Raw genomic sequence first — 18030 nt, 5'->3', positions numbered from 1 at the left:
ATCGTGTCGGCGCCGGCGCCGCCGTTCAGGCCGTTATTGGCGCTGTTGCCGCGCATGGTGTCGTTGCCGCTGCCGCCGACGGCGTTCTCGATCAGCGAGGCCGGGTTATCATTGTAGAGATAGGCGTTGTAGACGTTGCCGCGGGCCTGGACGCCGTCGCCGAGCGAGGCGCGCTGCGCCTGCGAGAACAGGCTGGCGCCGCCCGGCGACAGGTCGATCGACATGTCGCCGCTGTAGTTCGAGAAGTCGTAGGTATCGACGCCGCCGCCATCCCAGATGGTCAGGAAGATCTTGGTCGCCTCGGGATGAACACCATTTACGTGGGGCTCAAGATATTCGCCGGGGATCACCGTCTTGACCCCGTTCACGTACATGGCGCCGGTGGCGTCCCATCGATAGGTCGTATCTTTGGCATTGAAGCCGTAATCGGCGCTGTACAGCGCCTGCAGTGCCTGGATGTCCAGCGACATGAAGGTCTGCGGGTAATCCCATGCGCCAAGCGTGTAGTCGCCCGGCGGCCCGCCGGGATAGGAGCGCTGGCTCATTACCGTATATTCCAGCGCATCCTTGTCGGCGGGCACCGCCACATCGGCGACCCCGCCGGCCGCGCTGGCCGATTTCAGGCCCAAGGCCTCGCCCATCGCCTGCAGGTAGGTAAAAAAGGCGAAATTGCCGAGGCTGGGGTCGAGCAAGTCGTGATCGGTACCGTTCAGCGCCTTGTTGAACCGAATGTCGCCCCCATCGCCGGTGCCGGGAGGATTGGCGGTGTAAGCTCCGTCAAAGGTGCCGCTGTTGAAGATCCGGATGTCGCCATTGTTCTTGTAGATGGTCACATCTGTAGTGGGGGTTCCCGGCTGCCGTTTTGTCGAGAATTGGGTAAGCTCCTTCACGCTCCCGTAGAGCTTCAGCGACTCATAAACTCCTGAGCTCCACTCGACACGCAACTCATAGGAACCGGTGAACAGGGCACTCAGGGTGGCTATCTGAGGTTCGGAAGCTCCATCGAAGCTGAACGTCACCCACCCCGGCGCCCATTTGACACCATCGATCAGGCCGTCGACGTAATCATCGCCCGTGGCCTCGATCGTCACCGAACCAGCAGCCATCGCCCCCCCGCGATCAACCGAGGCTCAGCCCGGGCATGTTGCTTCCGCTACTGTAGATTGAAAGGATCCGTCGTCAAACGAATGACCAGGTCGGCTGTACGGAAGCCAACAGCGGTCGCCGCGCAAAACACGCCGGACGCCCTGCTCTTCGCCAGCGCCATGATGGCGCGATATCGGAGGCGATCGGCACTCCCGCCACAGCGGAGCGGTTCGAGGCGGCGAAAGCCAGCGTCGTGAAGGTGATGTCGCCGGGCTGGCTCGCCATACCCAGCGCCGCCACCCCGACCCGCTCGGCGAGGCGTCCGTAGGCGCGTTGAGATTGGCGAGAGCCGCGACCGGCTCAGGCACCACCTGACCGGCCTCGAAGCCCTGCCGACATCGCCCCCCTCCCGCATCCGGAAAACCACCGTCGCCCGAACCGGTGGACTTAAAAACATGCACAGGATATGTATGTTTATATCGATGGAGCAGGCAAAGCATGGCATTACGTCCGGACGGCACCCGCTGGACGCTTCGCGTTCGACGGTCATGCCATGTGTCGGCGCGTTCGCCCCTGGCTCTCGCCGCGCCACGATCCATCCCGCCCTGCCGGGCTGTGGACGTTTCCTGATAACGCGATGCATTTGGAGTGGGCCTTGTCAGCCTTTGCACGCTTGAGACTGTTTCGGCCGATCCTCGCGGGAGCAACGCTCCGTGATCGCGCCTTCGCCTGCTTTGGCGCCCTCATGGGGATCGGCCTGTCGGCCGTGATCGGTGGCCTTGCCGCAGCGGACCTCAACCATCTCGTGTGGATCGTGCCACCCATGGGCGCCTCCGCGGTGCTGCTGTTCGCCGTGCCGGCGAGCCCGATGGCGCAGCCCTGGCCCGCCATCGGCGGCAACGTGATCTCCGCCGCCATCGGCATTGCCGTCGGCCACTTCATGCCGCCCACCGCCCTCTCGGCCGGGATCGCCGTCGCGCTGGCCATCGGCGTGATGTCGCTGCTGCGCTGCCTGCACCCGCCCGGCGGAGCGGCGGCGCTGGTCGGGCTGTTCGTCGGCGGGTCGTCGAGCTTCCTTTTTCCCTTCGTGCCGGTGGGACTGAACGCCGTCGTGCTAGTCGCGAGCGCCTGGGTCTATCATCGCTGGTCCGGCCACACCTTTCCCCATGTCCCCGCGCCGGCGCAGCCGGCTCCGCGCCGCGATCTGCCCTGGACGGTCAGCAAGGCCGACATCGCCGCGACGCTGGACGAGGTCGGCGAGGCCTTCGACATCGGGGCGGAGGACCTCGAAGGACTTGTCCGGCACATCGAGCGACGCGCCGTCGCCCGCTCCTATCACGAGCTGAGCTGCGCCGATCTGATGGCGACCAACGTCATCAGCGTCGCGGAGGATGCATCCGCCGAGCAGGCGCGGGCGCTGCTGGTGAAGCGCGACATTCGCCGATTGGCCGTGGTGGACGCCACGGGACGCCTCGTCGGAGCCATCTCGCTGCGCGAACTCGTACGGCCGGCGCAGAATGTCGGCAGCGCCATGACTCCGGCGGCGACGGCCTTCCCCACGACCCCCGCGATCGATCTGCTGGATCGCTATGCCCAAGACCGGGTGCACTCCGTGTTCGTCGTCGATGCCGGCCGGCATCCGATCGGCGTCGTCACGGAGGCGGACTGGCTTCACGTGCTGACACGCGGCCTCAACTGAACGGAACCGGCAGGAATTCGCCGGTGCAACAACGATCCGAGGTGGAACCGAGATGCGCCTGACACGCTACACCGACTACGCGATGCGCGTGTTGCTGTATCTGGCCTCACGGCCGGAGGAGTTGTGTTCGATCGCCGAGATCTCCCGTGCCTATGCCATCTCGCAGAACCATCTGATGAAGGTGGTCAATGACCTGGTGAATGCCGGCTATCTGCACAGCGTGCGCGGTCGCTCCGGCGGCATAAGGCTGGCGCGCCCCGCCGCGGACATCAATGTCGGCGCCCTGGTCCGGCATACGGAAGAGGATTTCGACCTCGTCGGCTGCAGCTCCTGCATCATAGCGCCGGCCTGCGGCCTGACCTGCGTGCTCGACGAAGCGTTGCAGGCCTTTCTCGGCACGCTCGATCGCTATTCGCTGGCGGACGTACTCAGCAAACGCGGTGACTTCCGACACCTGCTGAAAGTCTCCTGATCGCCGGCTCGTTGCGCAGACCGTCGCGGCGTGGCGTTCGGCGAGCCGTGCGACGCCATCAGGCCGATGCACAGCCACGATGTTGAGCTGGACGGCCGATGGTGCGTTCATCGACGGCGCCCTTCATCATGGCGGCATGATCCCGCACCGGGAGGAGTAGGCCGGCGATCAGCAGCCGAAGGCGTGGCTCCGCGAACGCCCCGGCACGCATCGCGTTGATCCACGTATTGTTTCACGCTTCCTGCCACGCCAACATGGCGGGGCGACGGGATCGTCGTGCGTGAAAGCGGCCGCGGCCCAAGGCTCCGGGGCGCGGCCTTCGACAACGTCGTGACGGATCGTCGCCCTCTGGGCCACCGCACGGCGCCCCTGACCGGCGAGTCCGCTCGCCCCGCAGTCTGGTAGGAGAACCATATAGCCGTCCGGCAAACCGAACTGGAAGCCATCGACCGCTACTGGCGCGCGGCGAATTACGTGTCGGTCGGACAAATCTACCTGCTCGACAATCCCCTGCTGCGCGAGCCGCTGGCGGCCGAGCACGTCAAGCCACGCTTGCTCGGCCATTGGGGAACCACGCCGGGCCTCAATTTCATCTACGCTCATCTCAACCGGATCATCCGCGAGCGCGATTGCGACGTGCTCTACGTCTGCGGGCCGGGCCATGGCGGGCCGGCCATGGTGGCCAACACCTGGCTGGAGGGGACCTACAGCGAGATTTACCCGGGCATCACCGCGGACGAGGCGGGCATGCGCAAGCTGTTCCACCAGTTTTCGTTCCCCGGCGGCGTGCCGAGCCATGTCGCACCCGAGACGCCCGGTTCGATCCACGAGGGGGGAGAGCTGGGATACGCGCTGGTGCACGCCTTTGGCGCCGCGCTCGACAACCCCGATCTCGTGGTCGCCTGCGTGGTCGGGGACGGCGAGGCGGAAACCGGGCCGCTGGCCGCCGCCTGGCACTCGAACAAATTTCTCAATCCCGCGCTTGACGGCGCGGTACTGCCGATCCTGCACCTCAACGGGTACAAGATCGCCAATCCGACCCTGCTCGCCCGCATGTCCGATGACGAGCTGCGCGCGCTGTTCACCGGCTATGGCTACGAACCGGTCTTCGTCGAGGGGCACGAGCCGATGCCGATGCATGCGGCGATGGCATCGACGCTCGACGCCGTGTTCGACCGCATTCGCGACATCCAGCGCTCGGCACGCGAAGCTTCCGGCGAGGTCGAGCGACCGCGCTGGCCGATGATCGTGCTGCGCAGCCCCAAGGGCTGGACCGGCCCGCGCGAGGTGGACGGCAAGAAGGTCGAGGGGTTCTGGCGCTCCCATCAGGTGCCGGTCTCCAACGCCCGGGGCGATGCCGCACACCGCAGCATCCTCGAGGAGTGGATGCGCAGCTACCGCGCGGAGGAACTTTTCGACGGAAACGGCACCCTGCGGCCGGAACTGCAGGCCTTGGCGCCGCGCGACGAAAAGCGGATGGGTGCGCTGCCACATGGCAATGGCGGCCTGCTGCGCAAGGAACTTGTCCTGCCCTCCTGGAAAGGGCTGGCGCTGGACGTCGGCCGACCGGGCGCGACAACAGGCGAAGCCACCCGGGCGATGGGACATTATCTGCGTGAAGTCTTCCGCCTGAACGAGGACACGCGAAACTTTCGCCTCATGGGACCGGACGAAACCGCCTCGAACCGCTTGGACGCGGTGTTCGAGGTGACGGACCGCGTGTGGATGGAGGCCATTGAACCTTATGATACGAACCTCGCCCGGCAGGGCCGCGTCATGGAAGTTCTCTCGGAGCACCTTTGCCAGGGCTGGCTCGAAGGCTACCTGCTGACCGGGCGCCACGGGCTGTTCTCCTGCTACGAGGCGTTCATCCATATTGTGGTTCGATGGTCAACCAGCACGCGAAATGGCTCAAGACCTCCGCGGAACTGCCCTGGCGCAAGCCGATCGCCTCGCTGAACTATCTGCTGACCTCGCATGTCTGGCGGCAGGACCATAACGGCTTCAGCCACCAGGATCCGGGCTTCGCCGATTTCGTCGCCAACAAGAAGGCCGACATCGTTCGCCTCTATTTCCCGCCGGACGCCAACACGCTGTTGTGGGTCACCGACCACTGCCTGCGCACCTGGAACCGTATCAACGTGATCACCGCCGGCAAGCAGCCGCAGCCGCAATGGCTCTCCGCCGACGCGGCCGAAGCCCATTGCCTGGCCGGGGCCAGCATATGGGAATGGGCGTCCAGCGGCGGGGACGCCGAGCCGGACGTGGTGATGGCCTGCGTGGGCGACGTGCCGACCCTCGAAACCCTGGCAGCCGTCGATCTGTTGCGGACCGCCTTCGCCGACCTCCGCGTCCGGGTGGTCAATGTCGTCGACCTGATGACGCTGCAATCTCCTTCCATGCATCCACACGGCTTCACCGACGACGTATTCGACCAACTATTCACTGCCGATCGACCGGTGATCTTCGCCTATCACGGCTATCCGTATCTCATTCACCGCCTCACCTATCGGCGCCGCAATCACACGAATTTCCATGTTCATGGTTTCCGCGAGGAAGGCACCACGACGACACCTTTCGACATGACGGTGATGAACGAGATCGATCGCTTTCATCTCGCCATCGCGGCTCTGAAGCGGATACCCCGCCTCGAGGGCCGCACGGCCGAGGCGATCGCGGCCCTGGAAGGCAGGCTCTCGCAACATCACGACTATGTCCGCGAGCATGGAGAGGACATGCCCGAGATTCAGAATTGGCACTGGCCGAGCTGATCCCGCCTCTCATCCCGTTCTCGTCGAGCCGGAGCCGGATCGGCAGGCCGTCGTCTCTCGTACTGGAGAGCCGAAGCGCGGCTCGACCATTTACACGGCCCCCCTATTCGACCGGCCGCGACACGGTCGGTCGAATAGTCTTCGTCATCGCCTTCCGGGATATGAAAGCTACCGTTCGCTCGCGGGCGGGAACACCCACTTACCGTCCTTGAACGGCAGGAAGCTGCCATCGTCCACCCCGACCTCGGTGGCGATGAGACCGTTCAGCTTGGCGTTCAGCGACAGTATGAGATCGCCCGACGCCCGCCCCTTCATGGCGAGATTGTTCACCTCGTCCGGGTCGTTCTGCAGGTCGTAGACCTCGAGGTCGTTCTTCGCCGTCAGATCTTCCCATGTATCGGGAGTGTTGAAGCCCTGCGGCGAGAAATAGCGAGAGAAGCGGTAGCGACCGTCATACACGCTGCGGATGGAGCAGCGCAGCTGGAAGTCCGGCGGCTGCTTCTCCATGGCGGCGATGCGCTGGGCGAGCGGGACCGAATTGTCGGCCTTCACGTCGAAATGCGCCGCCCACCGGGCGTCCTGATAGCTCAGCATGTTGTAGCAAAACAGCGCGCCCGGCCGCAGCGTGTCTTCCTTGGCGTCGCCGGGAGTGGTGAGCAGGGAAGAGAAATCATGCCCGGGCAACCCCTCAGCCGCCTGCTTCAGCTTCTCCGGCGCTGCACCGGTGAGCGCGAGAATGGTGGGGGTGAGATCCACCTGCGAGGTCACGGCGTTACAGGAAACACCGCCGGGATAGGCGGGATGGACGATCATCAGCGGCAAATGGTTCTGCTGGCGATAGGTGGAGTTGCCCTTGCCGCGCATCTGGTGATGCCCGCCCAGCTCGCCGTGATCGGCGGTGAAGACGATGATGGTATCCTCCGACATGCCGTTGGCCTTGACGGCCTCCAGCACGCGATGGACCTGCAGGTCGCAATCGCGGATGCAGTTGAAATAGTAGTTCTGCAGCACCCGCCAGCGGCGATCCTCGTCCGGCCACTCGCCGACGAGATAGTCCATCACCTCCTGGTAGATGTGCTGCGCCTTGGGGCGGCCGGGCGCGTTGAAGGCCTGGGTGCGGGTGGAAGGCAGCGGCACGTCCCAGTGCGCGGCGTAGAGGTCGTTTCCCGGCGGCCGGGCGATCGGCATGGAGGAACGCTTGCCCTGCACGGTCTGTCCCGGCAGGTCGGAATTGATGTACATGACGTCGTGCGGATTGACGAAGTTGACGGCAAGATACCAGGGCTTACCGGCCGCCTTCAGTTCCTGTCCCTTGGTGCGCATCCAGCGGGTGACGAAGGCCGTGGTGGTGTCGTCGTAATTGTAGCCGCCGAGCGTGGTGTCGTTGATGTCGCCGACGCCGAAGAAGTCGTCGAAGCCATAGCTTTCGATGATCTCGCGATACTGCGCGAACGGCGCGTCGATCGCCTTGTCGACCTGATCGAGATTGGCGGAGAGATGCCATTTCCCCTGATAGGCGGCGTGATAGCCGAGCTGGGCGAGACGGTGACCGACCGTCTTCACATCCGTCGACATGTCCGGCTGCCAGAGGGCGTTGGCGTTGTCGAAGATGCCGGTGTGGGGAATGTGCTGCCCGGTGTAGAGCGTCGAGCGGGCCGGCGAGCAGACGCAGGACGCCGCCTGATGATTGTTGAAAGTGATGCCGTTGGCCTTGATCCATTCACGGCCCGGCACCGGAAACGGCCAGGCGTCGAAGAAATGCTCCTGGTCCACCAGGATGAACAGGATGTTGTAGCCACCGGGCGGGGCGTCGGGCGCCTTGATGGGGGATGGTGCGCGGGAAGGCATCTCCCCCGCCTCCGCCGCCTTCGGCAGAAGGCTGGCCCCCATGAGAGCGGCGCCGGAAGTAAAAAGCTCCCGGCGGGACGCAACGATCTTGTTCTCAGGCTTATCGTTCACTTTGTTCCCCCCAGGAAACATATCGAGGACTTCTGTCTCTGACGAATGTGTCCCATGAGGAAACGAGAGGCGTGAAGCCGGCGTCTGAACACGGATACGTGATACGAATTTCTGACGACCTTCCTCTCCGTCGCGACAGCGGGCGTCGCAAAACTGTAATCATCCGTCTCAAGGAAAATGAAAGCCCGCATATCCTTCGATGGATGCCTTCTCATCGATGTTTGGCGGCCCTAGATTGCGGCAGCCAAACTCGACAAGAATTCGATTGCGGGGAAGAGACGTGAACAAGATTGCCCTCGAAGAGCATTTCATCACGCCCGGGCTTGAGCCCCATATGCGGGCAGCTATGCCCAAACTGTCCGCGGAAAGCGCCGATCACCTTAGCCAGCTCATGCTGGATTTCGGTGAGCGCAGGCTCGCGGCCATGGATTCGGCCAGCGTCGATATCGCGGTTCTGTCCATTTCCGGGCCTGGCGTGCAAGCCGAGCCTGACGCCGCAGTAGCCGTGCGGCTAGCCCGTGACGCCAATGACAGACTTGCGGCAGAAATCGAAAAGCGGCCGGCCCGGTATCGAGGCTTCGCCCACCTGCCCATGCAGGATGTACCCGCGGCGATCGCGGAGCTCGAGCGCGGCGTCCGCGAGCTCGGCTTCGTCGGCTCGATGGTCAATGGCCACACTCACGGCGTCTATCTCGACGATCCCCGATACGACCCTTTCTGGGAGCGCATGCAGGCCCTCGACGTGCCGCTCTACCTGCATCCGACGGATTCCTTCGCGCTGCCCTATGTGCTCGAGGGAGCGCCGGAACTGCTGAAACCGACCTGGGAATGGAACTTCGAGACCTCGTCCCATTTCCTGCGGTTGCTTTTCTCCGGCGTGTTCGACCGCTTTCCCAGGCTCAAGATCATTCTCGGCCATATGGGCGAGACCATGCCCTATCATCTCTGGCGTTTCGACAGCCGCGCCGCGCTCATCATGGGCAAGCGTCCGCTGAAGGAGGCTCCCTCCTTCTATCTGAAACGGAACATGTTCGTGACCACCTCCGGTCAGTTCGACAATGTTCCGCTGCTCGCCGCACTCTCCGCCCTCGGGGCCGACAAGGTCCTGTTCTCGGTCGATTATCCCTATGAGGATTCGACCGCCGCCGGCCGCTTCTTCGACGCCGCCCCGATCGACGACACGACGCGCGAGAAGGTCGCGCGCCTCAATGCCATCTCTGTCATGAACCTCAAAACGTGAAACGCTGATCGCGATTTCCGGGCGCGATGGGCGCGAATACCGGAAGCTGTGATCCCGATACGCTGCGACCGGCTGCGCGCGAGGCACGTCCACGGCTCCGAGCGCGCGCACCGGCGACGATCATTCCAGGGCGCGCGGCTGCATGCCGACCGCTGGGCCCGTCCAGAGCACCGCATGCCGATCGGCAACGGATCGGCTGGGAGGCGCGCGAGCTGCGATGGACGCAGCACCTCCAGCCGAACCGGTCCCCGGCATCACCTCCGGCTAACGAATAGCGCGGTCGATCGCGGCTCCCGATCGAACCTTCCCGGGCGACTCTCCCGGCAAGGCTCGAGAGTTGGCAAGCTTACTTCAGCCCGGCAAGCGAGCGAGCCTTGGCAACCGCCTTCATGCAGCCGGCTTCGTCTCCGGCCGCTTGCAGGTTTTGCGCTTCATTCAGCGCCCCTGCCGGTCCCGAAACGGGTGCTTCGAGACCGGCGGCCGCCAGGGAGTCCGGCGTCGGATCATGAGAATCCTGCGCCGCGACGGATTGCTGCTGCGTCTTCGGCTGAGGGCTTTTCGGCAGAACGTTCTGTAACTCCTGCTGCGTTTTCGCGATAGCCTCGACGCACTTCTCCCAGTTCTGGGCGTGCGCGGGCATGCCGCCCGCCATCGTCGCGAAGACGAGCACGGCACAGAACCGGGAAGGCCCTGAAAAGGCACGTATGATCGTATTTCCGGCTATCATGGCTAGGCATCCTCATGCGCCTCAAGCGGGCAGGATCACTCTGCGCGAACTTGGGCGACAACACGTAATCGGACAATCACCGCGCGGAATAAGCGCCGGTTCGGTATCTGGAAATTTACGCCCCTCGGTCGATCTCCGGAAGATCGAACGTCCGCCAGTCCGGAACCTCCGACACCGCGGGGAATTCCACCCCGAACGGGCGCGTGGCGTCGATGCCAACCGCCGACGAATAGCCGCCATCGGTCGAGGGATCGAGCGGCGCCGCCGCGGTGCGGTCGACCACGAACACATCCTCGCGTGGCTTGACCCGGAACGACATCGCCCATTCCACGTCCGACGAATTGCGGATGTCGATATCCGGGTCGACGACCACAACCCATTTCGGGTGAGGATTGGACGCGATGGCGGCCAGGATCGCCTGACGCGCCTCGCCCTCGTAGCGTGGCGTCATGGCGATCACGAAATACACCTGCACGCCGCCCGAGGACGTGATGGCGAGGTCGGAGATGGAGGGGAACTGCGCCTTGAGCTGGCGCAGCATCGACGCCTCGAACGGGATCTGCTTGAGAACGTGGTTCTCGGTGATCGGCTTGCCGGTGAGCAGGCCCTGGAAGATCGCGTCCTTGCGATGGGTGATCGCCGTCACCTTGGCGGTCGGCTTGGGATCGGCGGCCGTGTAATAGCCGGTATATTCGCCGAGCGGCCCCTCGATGCGCTGGTCGTCGGAATCGACGACGAACTCGATGATGAACTCCGCATGCGCCGGCACTTTCAGGTCGCTGGTGACGGCCTTCGTCAGCTCCACCGGCGCACCACGCAAGCCGCCGGCGACGAACCAGTCGTTCGAGGTGTCCGCGACCTGCACCTGGCAGGCGAACGCCGTCATCGGGTCGATACCGATGACGATGGCACCGTGCAGCGGCACCTTGCGCGCCACCGCCTTGGCAATGTTCTTGCCGAAGCGATGGCTCGGCGCCGCCCACACGCCCAGCACTTTCGAATCGTGGAGCTGGAACCGGTAATTGCCGATATCCGGGATTCCGGTGTCCGGGTCCTCGGAAACGACGATACCGGCGGTGATGAAGGGGCCGCCATCCTTCGGACTGTAAGTCGGCACCGGAAGTTTGGTAAGGTCGATCCCGTCGCCGGTGAGCACCACCTCCTGGCAGGGTGCAGGACCGGCGAAATCAACCGGACCGATGGGGTTGTCGATGGCCTTGGTCACGCGCTCATGGATGGTCTCGCCGGTCGCCTCGAAGGCGATCAGGGCGCGCTTGCGATTGCCGTACAGGCCCCCGACCAGCGGGAACGCGGTGCCATTGTCCTTGAACATCAGCGCCGGCCCGTCGCTCGCACTCGTCTTGGCGAGAGCTTTGGCGACGTCATACTGCAAGGCAATCGGCCGTGTAATATCGACAAGTTCACCGGACGTCCGCAGGGCCGAAAGAAAAGCTCGAAGGTCTTGGTAAGGCATGATCCACCACTGTCACCGCCCGCAGGTCCGTGATTAATGCGCAGCTTTCCTTTCAAGGTAAAGACACCCGACCTTCGGGCCGCGCTTCGTGTCGGCCTCTCGGTCGGCCTGCCGATCCTGGCGCTCTACGCCTCCGGCCATATTCACTTTGCCGTCTATGCGGCCTTCGGCGCGCTGACCTCCCTCTTCGGCCACAGCGAGACACGTCAGCGGCGGGTCGAGACGCAGGTCGTCGTCGGCGCCGCGCTCCTCGTCACCCTCGTCGCGGCGGTCGTCTATTCCGTGGCGGCGGGGCCGGAATGGCTGCTGTCCATCATGCTCGCGGCCGTGGTGGTGGGAGCGGGCTCGCTCGGCACGATCATGGGATGGGCGCCGCGCGGCGACATCTTCTTCGTCCTCGTGCTGCTGATCCTCGCCGGCATCCCGCTGACGACGGCCGAGATGCTGCCGGCCATCGCGGCCGGCGTGGGCGGAGCCGGTTTCTCGATCCTGCTCACCGCGCTGGAGCCGGGCGATGCCGTGGACGCACGAGCCCTCGCGCCCAATGTTCGTCGCAGGACGCTGGCCGGTTCGGCCGCCCTCGACAAAACCCGCCATGCGATCGTCATCGCCATCGCGGCGCTGTCGGTGACGGGCGCCTGGTGGCTCGCCCGGGCGCTCGACATCGGCCATCCCTTCTGGGCTCCCATCGCGGTGGCGGCGGTGATACCGGCGCTCACTCCCGCCGATGCCATGCGCCGGGCGGTCCACCTGGTGGGCGGCACGCTCGGCGGCGTGTGCATCGCCGCGGTGCTGTTCGCGCAGCAGCCTGGTCCTCTCGCTCTCATCCTCATCATCGCGGTGTGCCAGGCCATCGCCGAGCTCTTCCTGGCCCGCAATTTCGGGGGGGCCCTGCTCTTCATCACGCCGCTGGCGATCGGCATGAGCAATCTCGGCCGCGATCTTCCCTGGTCTCCGTTGCTGATGGAGCGCCTGGTGGAGGCGGGAATCGGCGCGGTGATCGCCCTCGTGGCGATTTTCCTCGGCAGCCTCATCCTCGCCGGCCGCGCCGCGCCGCGCCTCGACGGAAAGGCGTAGAGCATGCGCCCGACCGTCCCGTCCCGGAGCGAGGATCACCGACAATTCAGGGCCTTACGGCATGGCGGGGCACTTGCCTTGCCCGCATCATTCGGATCAGTATCTCGCCACTCTAAGGGAGGGCCTAAATGGCTGGGGCACATTCACTGAAGCATGAGATTTTCATTTCTGCCGACGCGGACAAGGTGCGAAAGGCACTCAGCACCGCCGATGGCCTTCGGGGGTGGAACACTCCGCATGTGGAGGGCAGCGGCGCGCTCGGGACGTCCTGGACTTTGAAGTATTCGGGCCGGCCGGAATTTTCCTGGCGGATCGACCAGGACAACCCGGAAGACATCCTGTGGACTTGCACCACGGGCCCCGGCGACGCCGTCGGCACGACCGCGACCTTCACCTTCGCCCCGGCCGAGGGCGGACGCACGAAAGTCCGGGTCACCCATGGCGGCTGGCCGCATGACGAAGCCAATTTCATCAAGTGCAACACCATCTGGGGCGCGCTGATGGATCATCTGCGCGAATATGTCGAAACCGGCGTGTCGGACCCGGCCTTTTCCTGAATCCGGCCTGGAGTTCCACCACATGCCGTCCCAGCAGTCGCTTCCCGATTTCGTGCAGGCCATGGATGCCGCCGGCTTTCTGGTCCGGATTACCGACGAGATCCGCGTCGACCAGATACCCGTGACCCTCGAGGCCAATCCGACCAAGGCGGTGCTGATCGAGAAGATCAAGGATTGCGAGTTCTCCGTCCTCGCCAATGCCTATTCCAACCAGGACATGTATGCCTGGGCGATGGAGTGCGACCGAACCCAGACCGGCCGGAAGATGGTCGAGAAGGCCAAGTCGCGCGCCAAATGGGAGATTGTCGAGACGGCGCCGTGCAAGGAGGTGATCCTCAAGGGCGACGACGTCGACCTGACCCGGCTGCCCTTGTTCCTGCATCACGACCGCGACGGCCACGCCTATACCAACGACAACCTGTTCATCTCGAAGCATCCCGACACCGGGGTGTATGACTGGGGCATCTACCGCTCGATGTTCCGTTCGAAGAACGAGAAGTCGGTGGACATGACCTGCACCTCGCACCGCCAGCGCATCCACGCGATGGCCGCAGCGGCGAAGGGGCAGAATCTCGAAGTCGCCATGGTCATTGGCGGCCCGATCCTCGACAAGATTTCGGCTCTGGTCGGCGTGCCCGGCGATACCGACGATTTCGAGGTGCTGGGCGGCTTCTACGGCGCGCCGGCCAAGATGGTGAAGTGCGAGACCATCGACGTGATGGTGCCCGCCAATGCCGAGCTCGTCCTCGAATGCGAGCTGATGGCCACCGAGGGGATGAGTTTCGACGAAGGCCCCTATGGCGAATATACCGGCATGTATGGAGGCGGGATGAAGCACAATTATCGCCTCAAGGTGAAGGCGATGACCTACCGCAAGAACCCGATCTACCAACACTGCACCATTGGCGGCATGCATCCCTGGTACACCGACAACATGCTGCAGCTGCCCGCCATCGAGGCCGACCTCTATGGCGCGCTGCGTCTCGCGGGCATCGATGTGATGGAGGTGCGCAGCCCGGCCGGCGGCCTGTCGAACATCGCCTATGCCAAGATCCGGCCGCTCGGCGCCGGCGACGCCAAGCAGGCGCTGGGGCTGATGCTCACCTGCTCCAAGCAGGGCCTGCCCAAGGTCGCGATGGTGTTCAACGACGACGTCGACATCTGGGACGACCAGGCGGTGCTCGCCGCCATGGCGTTCCGCTACATGCCGGACCGCGACACCGTCCTCATCAAGGACTGCAACACCATGACGGTCGACCCGAAGTGTGCCGAGCCTGGCGTCGCTTCGAAGATCGGCATGGACTGCACCAAGCCGATGGGCGCCGGCTGGAACCCGGACGAGTTCATCAAGAGCGCGGTGACCGATCTCGGCGAGCCGCCGGCCGATCTGAAGCCGCTGACCGAGGACGAGATCGCCCGCGAGATGGAGGCCTTCATCGGCGCCGAGCCCCGCGCCTGGCTCGACATCCTCAAGCACTTCCACGGCCAGCCCTACAAGTTCATCTACGGGGCCTTCGGCAGCCTGCGCCACAAGCTCGGCCGCATGAACGACGCGCCGTGGTACCGCTACACCCTGTCCGACCGCCCCTTCGCCTTCGAGGCGAAACCGGCGGCCCTGTCGAACTTCGACCCGCGGCATGTCGGCTCGGGGCCGGCATGAACGCGCAAGGAAACTGACAATGGGGAATGCACCCCGGCGCATGGTGGTGGGTATCACCGGCGCCACCGGCATCGTTTACGGCGTGCGGCTGCTGCAGGCTCTGCGGGAACTCAAGATCGAAAGCCATCTCGTCGTCTCCAAGGCCGGCGAGATGACCCGCGCCTACGAGACGGACATGTCTGCGGAGGAACTGCGCAGCCTCGCCGATGTCGTCTATTCGCCTAACGACATCGCGGCGCCGATTTCCAGCGGCTCCTTCCGCACCATGGGGATGATCGTGGCGCCCTGCTCGGTACGCAGCATGAGCGACATCGCCCATGGCGTAACGTCCGGCCTCATCAGCCGGGCGGCCGATGTCTGCCTGAAGGAGCGTCGGCGGCTTGTGCTGATGCTGCGCGAGACGCCGCTTCACGCCGGCCATCTGAAGAGCATGCTGGCGGTCACCGAAATGGGCGGCATCATCGCGCCGCCCGTTCCGGCCTTCTATTCGCGCCCCCAATCCCTGGACGACATGGTCACGCACACGATCGGCCGGGTGCTCGATCTGTTCGATCTGGACCTGAAGGCGTTTCCACGCTGGGGAGAGGAAGGCGCGGCGGAGACTGACGAAGAGGTCCCGCTGTCACTTTCACTGGATTAGAGGTCCGGAAAGCCTGTGTCGCGCGACCACGCCTCCTGCATATTGCGGGAGGTGTGGTCTCATGGACCAGCGCGCGGCGCGCAGATGGGTTGGGTACCCGGTCCGCCATGACAGCGACCGCGCCCTCGCCCACGATGGCCGCCCGGCACATGGACGCGTCGCACCACGAAATCCAACCGTCGGCACTGTGATCCGGCGCATCCGGCCGCATGCGTAGATCGGCGGGACCGAGGGCGCCTCCCGAGGCCGCCTTCGTTAGCACCGGCTATTGAGGCCCGCGGCCCTCCATGGTGACGAAGATGTCGCGGAGGATGCCGATCCCTTCATCCATCTGCTCTTCGCCAAAGGCGCTGAAGCCGAGCGTGATGAGGTGGTCGACCTTCGCCTCGCGCGCCAGGGCGGCGATCGGCAGGATTTCGAGACCGCGCTGCGCGGCGGCTTCCGCCACGGCCCGGCCGCTCAACCCGCGGGCGAGGCGGGCGATGATTTCCATGCCGGTGTTGGTCGGCGCCGCCATCATCCACCGGGAGAGCCGCTGCTCGATCGCCCGCAGCAGATAGTCCTGTCGCTGGGCATAGAGGCGCCGCATGCGCCGCACATGCGTGGCGAGATGGCCGTCCTCCATGAAACGAGCGACCAGCGCCTGTTCCAGCATCGGCGAATAACGCCCGACGATGGCGCGCGCCGAGACGAAGGCCTCGACCAGCGCGTCCGGCAGCACCGCGAAGCCGAGCCGCAAGCCGGGAAACAGCATCTTGCTGAAGGTGCCGAAATAGAGAACACGGCCTTCTCGATCCAAGGCGTGCAGGGCCGGCATCGGGCGGCCGGCATAGCGGAACTCGGTATCGTAATCGTCTTCCAGCACCCAGGCGCCGGCGGCGTTCGCCCATTGCAGCAGCGCATGGCGCCGCTCAAGGCTCAGCTCCATGCCGAGGGGGAACTGCTTGGAGGGGGATACATAGGCGAGGCGCGCATCAGGCGCCTGCGCGATCCCGTCCTCGACGACGATCCCCTCCTCGTCGACCGGCACCGCAACCGGAAGAGCCCCGGCAGCCGTGGCGGAGGCATAGATGCCGTCATAGCCCGGGTCCTCGCACCAGACGCGCTCGCCCGGCGTGAGCAGGATGCGACAGGCGAGATCCACCGCATGCTGCGCGCCCGCGAAAATGACGATGTTGTGCGGCGTGCAGCTGAGGCCGCGGCTGAGCGCGACATGCTCGGCGATGGCGATGCGCAAAGGCTCATAGCCTTGCGGGTCGCCCTCCCCCAGCAGTTCGCCGGCGGCGCCGGGATCGAGCTCGCGATAGAGGTTGGCCGCGAGGCTCGCCCATTGCCGGACCGGGAACATGTCCACCGCCGGGAAGTTGGCGCGGAACGGCACCGGCCGGCGCATGTGGCGCAGGGTGGACGGCGCATGGGTGATCGCCGTGTCCGGCGCCAGGGAGCGGCTGAGATGCCCGGCCGCCTCGATGGCGGGGTTGATGCGGGCCGGCGCCTTGGCGGGCAGCTGTTCGGGCAGATCCCGGGCGACATAGGTGCCGGAGCCGGTCATCGGCTGCAGATAGCCCTCGGAAATCAGATGGTCGAAGGCGAGCAGCACGGTGTTGCGCGACACGCCGAGCAACCCGGCGAAGTCGCGCGTCGACGGCAGCTTCTCGCCCGGCCGCAGCGAGCCGGCCGTTATCTCCTCGACGAGCCGTCGATAGAGCTGCCGGTGCAACGGGGCATCGGCAACCCTGTCGATATCGAGCGCGAGCGAATCCAGCAGTCTCACAATGCCTCCGCGATCTGACCGATCGGGAGAACGCAAGTTCCGCACCACCCGGCTCGCGCCCGCGCTACACGGCGCTGCGTTCGCGCTCCGGCCGATGGCCGAAGGTGACCAGGCCGGTCCTCATCAGCACGAACATGACGGCGAGTAGCACGAAGACGATCAGGTTCACGCAGGTCGCCAGCGCGTAGAGCTCCGGCTTCACCCCGTAGCGCAGCGCGCCCCAGGCGGCCGAGGGCAAGGTCGGCGTCGCGCCGAGCAGGTAGAAGGAGATCTCCAGATTGTTGAACGCCATGATGAAGGTGACGATGAAGGCGCCGAGCAGGCCCGGCCAGATCAAGGGCAGCGTCACCTCGAAGAAGGTGCGCGCCGGCGATGCCCCGAACACCATCGCCGCGTCGTCGAGCCGCCAGTCATAGCGGTAGAGCTGGGTGGCGATGATGAGCAGCGCATAGCTGAAGCAATGCACCGTATTGGCCAGGATCGCCGAGACCATGTTGCCCTGCAGCCCGAGAAACAGGCCGTTGAAGATCAGCGAGGAGATGCCGAGCAGCACCTCCGCGACGAAGAGTGGGGCGATGAACAAGGCGAGATAAAGCGGCGCGCGGCGTCCGGCATGGCGCATCAGCCCGATGGTGGCGAGCCCGGCCAGCGCGGTCGACAGCAGCGCGGCGAAGATGCCGATGATCAGGCTGTTGCCGAGCGCGGTCTGGTACAGCGAGTTGGAGAACAGCCGCGCCATGATGTCGAGCGACCATTTCGGCGGGTACGGAAAATTGGAGTTCCGCGCAAAGCTGGCGAGACCGATATGGACGACCGGCAGGTAGAGAAACAGGTAGGACAGAGCGACCGTCGCGAGCAGGGCGAATTTTCCCGGCTTGATCTTGATGCGCATGG

Annotated in this window: 13 protein-coding genes and 1 pseudogene; 8 read left to right on the top strand and 6 right to left on the bottom strand. The window is 65.0% G+C overall.

The annotated features are described in order from the left end of the window. A partial coding sequence (locus tag LGR54_RS22195; RefSeq protein ID WP_230364135.1) for a M10 family metallopeptidase C-terminal domain-containing protein occupies positions 1 to 1106 on the bottom strand: 1106 nt, incomplete at its 3' end. 725 nt (positions 1107 to 1831) lie between these two features. On the opposite strand from LGR54_RS22195, the gene LGR54_RS22190 reads away from it, so the two are divergent. The 3 genes and pseudogenes from LGR54_RS22190 to LGR54_RS22180 all read left to right on the top strand — a co-directional run bounded on the left by LGR54_RS22190 (position 1832) and on the right by LGR54_RS22180 (position 6028). Then, complete coding sequence (locus tag LGR54_RS22190; protein WP_230364134.1) at positions 1832 to 2785, top strand: HPP family protein; 954 nt, start codon at positions 1832 to 1834, stop codon at positions 2783 to 2785. Between the two features lie 52 nt (positions 2786 to 2837). Next, on the top strand, positions 2838 to 3257 hold the full coding sequence (locus LGR54_RS22185; RefSeq protein ID WP_230364133.1) for an Rrf2 family transcriptional regulator: 420 nt from the start codon (positions 2838 to 2840) through the stop codon (positions 3255 to 3257). A 414-nt stretch (positions 3258 to 3671) separates the two neighbouring features. Beyond that, positions 3672 to 6028, top strand: a pseudogene (locus LGR54_RS22180) (phosphoketolase). Positions 6029 to 6196: 168 nt separating this feature from the next. Here LGR54_RS22180 and LGR54_RS22175 read toward each other — a convergent pair. Beyond that, positions 6197 to 7987: a sulfatase-like hydrolase/transferase gene (locus tag LGR54_RS22175; protein ID WP_230364132.1), complete on the bottom strand. Its 1791-nt coding sequence runs from the start codon at positions 7985 to 7987 to the stop codon at positions 6197 to 6199. Between the two features lie 280 nt (positions 7988 to 8267). Here LGR54_RS22175 and LGR54_RS22170 point away from each other — a divergent pair, with 280 nt between their 5' ends. Continuing rightward, positions 8268 to 9227 carry an amidohydrolase family protein gene (locus tag LGR54_RS22170; RefSeq protein ID WP_230364131.1) on the top strand — a complete coding sequence of 320 codons (960 nt, stop codon included), beginning with the start codon at positions 8268 to 8270 and terminating at the stop codon, positions 9225 to 9227. A 346-nt stretch (positions 9228 to 9573) separates the two neighbouring features. On the opposite strand, the gene LGR54_RS22165 is transcribed toward LGR54_RS22170, so the two are convergent. Together LGR54_RS22165 and LGR54_RS22160 are read right to left on the bottom strand one after the other, a co-directional pair. Then, positions 9574 to 9954 carry a hypothetical protein gene (locus LGR54_RS22165; RefSeq protein ID WP_230364130.1) on the bottom strand — a complete coding sequence of 127 codons (381 nt, stop codon included), beginning with the start codon at positions 9952 to 9954 and terminating at the stop codon, positions 9574 to 9576. 115 nt (positions 9955 to 10069) lie between these two features. Next, on the bottom strand, positions 10070 to 11428 hold the full coding sequence (locus tag LGR54_RS22160) for a UbiD family decarboxylase (RefSeq protein WP_230364129.1): 1359 nt from the start codon (positions 11426 to 11428) through the stop codon (positions 10070 to 10072). 36 nt (positions 11429 to 11464) lie between these two features. Between LGR54_RS22160 and LGR54_RS22155 the strand changes: the two genes are divergently transcribed. The 4 genes from LGR54_RS22155 to LGR54_RS22140 all read left to right on the top strand — a co-directional run bounded on the left by LGR54_RS22155 (position 11465) and on the right by LGR54_RS22140 (position 15362). Beyond that, entirely contained in the window at positions 11465 to 12505 is a 1041-nt protein-coding gene (locus tag LGR54_RS22155) for an FUSC family protein (RefSeq protein WP_230364128.1), read from the top strand. Between the two features lie 128 nt (positions 12506 to 12633). Then, the gene (locus LGR54_RS22150; protein ID WP_230364127.1) at positions 12634 to 13062 is read left to right on the top strand and encodes an SRPBCC domain-containing protein; all 429 of its coding nucleotides are present in this window, start codon (positions 12634 to 12636) and stop codon (positions 13060 to 13062) included. Positions 13063 to 13084: 22 nt separating this feature from the next. Next, positions 13085 to 14722 (top strand): UbiD family decarboxylase, encoded by a 1638-nt coding sequence (locus tag LGR54_RS22145; RefSeq protein WP_230364126.1) that lies wholly within the window; start codon positions 13085 to 13087, stop codon positions 14720 to 14722. Positions 14723 to 14741: 19 nt separating this feature from the next. Beyond that, a complete protein-coding gene (locus LGR54_RS22140; protein WP_230364125.1) occupies positions 14742 to 15362 on the top strand; it encodes a UbiX family flavin prenyltransferase in 621 nt (206 codons plus the stop codon). Positions 15363 to 15627: 265 nt separating this feature from the next. Here LGR54_RS22140 and LGR54_RS22135 read toward each other — a convergent pair whose 3' ends face one another. Continuing rightward, entirely contained in the window at positions 15628 to 17136 is a 1509-nt protein-coding gene (locus tag LGR54_RS22135; protein ID WP_230364124.1) for a PLP-dependent aminotransferase family protein, read from the bottom strand. A gap of 64 nt (positions 17137 to 17200) precedes the next feature. Further along, a complete protein-coding gene (locus LGR54_RS22130; RefSeq protein ID WP_230364123.1) occupies positions 17201 to 18028 on the bottom strand; it encodes an ABC transporter permease in 828 nt (275 codons plus the stop codon). Positions 18029 to 18030: the final 2 nt, after the last annotated feature.

This window comes from Ancylobacter sp. Lp-2 (genome assembly GCF_020523795.1).
In the GTDB taxonomy this organism is placed as follows: domain Bacteria; phylum Pseudomonadota; class Alphaproteobacteria; order Rhizobiales; family Xanthobacteraceae; genus Ancylobacter.
This window is presented reverse-complemented; position numbering and strand designations above follow the sequence as displayed.

Bases quoted from the DNA above. Each gene is read 5' to 3' on its own strand.
- LGR54_RS22130 (WP_230364123.1), bottom strand. From the start codon at position 18,028: ATGCGCATCAAGATCAAGCCGGGAAAATTCGCCCTGCTCGCGACGGTC.
- LGR54_RS22165 (WP_230364130.1), bottom strand. From the start codon at position 9,954: ATGATAGCCGGAAATACGATCATACGTGCCTTTTCAGGGCCTTCCCGG.
- LGR54_RS22150 (WP_230364127.1), top strand. From the start codon at position 12,634: ATGGCTGGGGCACATTCACTGAAGCATGAGATTTTCATTTCTGCCGAC.
- LGR54_RS22155 (WP_230364128.1), top strand. From the start codon at position 11,465: ATGCGCAGCTTTCCTTTCAAGGTAAAGACACCCGACCTTCGGGCCGCG.
- LGR54_RS22185 (WP_230364133.1), top strand. From the start codon at position 2,838: ATGCGCCTGACACGCTACACCGACTACGCGATGCGCGTGTTGCTGTAT.
- LGR54_RS22145 (WP_230364126.1), top strand. From the start codon at position 13,085: ATGCCGTCCCAGCAGTCGCTTCCCGATTTCGTGCAGGCCATGGATGCC.
- LGR54_RS22140 (WP_230364125.1), top strand. From the start codon at position 14,742: ATGGGGAATGCACCCCGGCGCATGGTGGTGGGTATCACCGGCGCCACC.
- LGR54_RS22190 (WP_230364134.1), top strand. From the start codon at position 1,832: ATGGGGATCGGCCTGTCGGCCGTGATCGGTGGCCTTGCCGCAGCGGAC.
- LGR54_RS22160 (WP_230364129.1), bottom strand. From the start codon at position 11,428: ATGCCTTACCAAGACCTTCGAGCTTTTCTTTCGGCCCTGCGGACGTCC.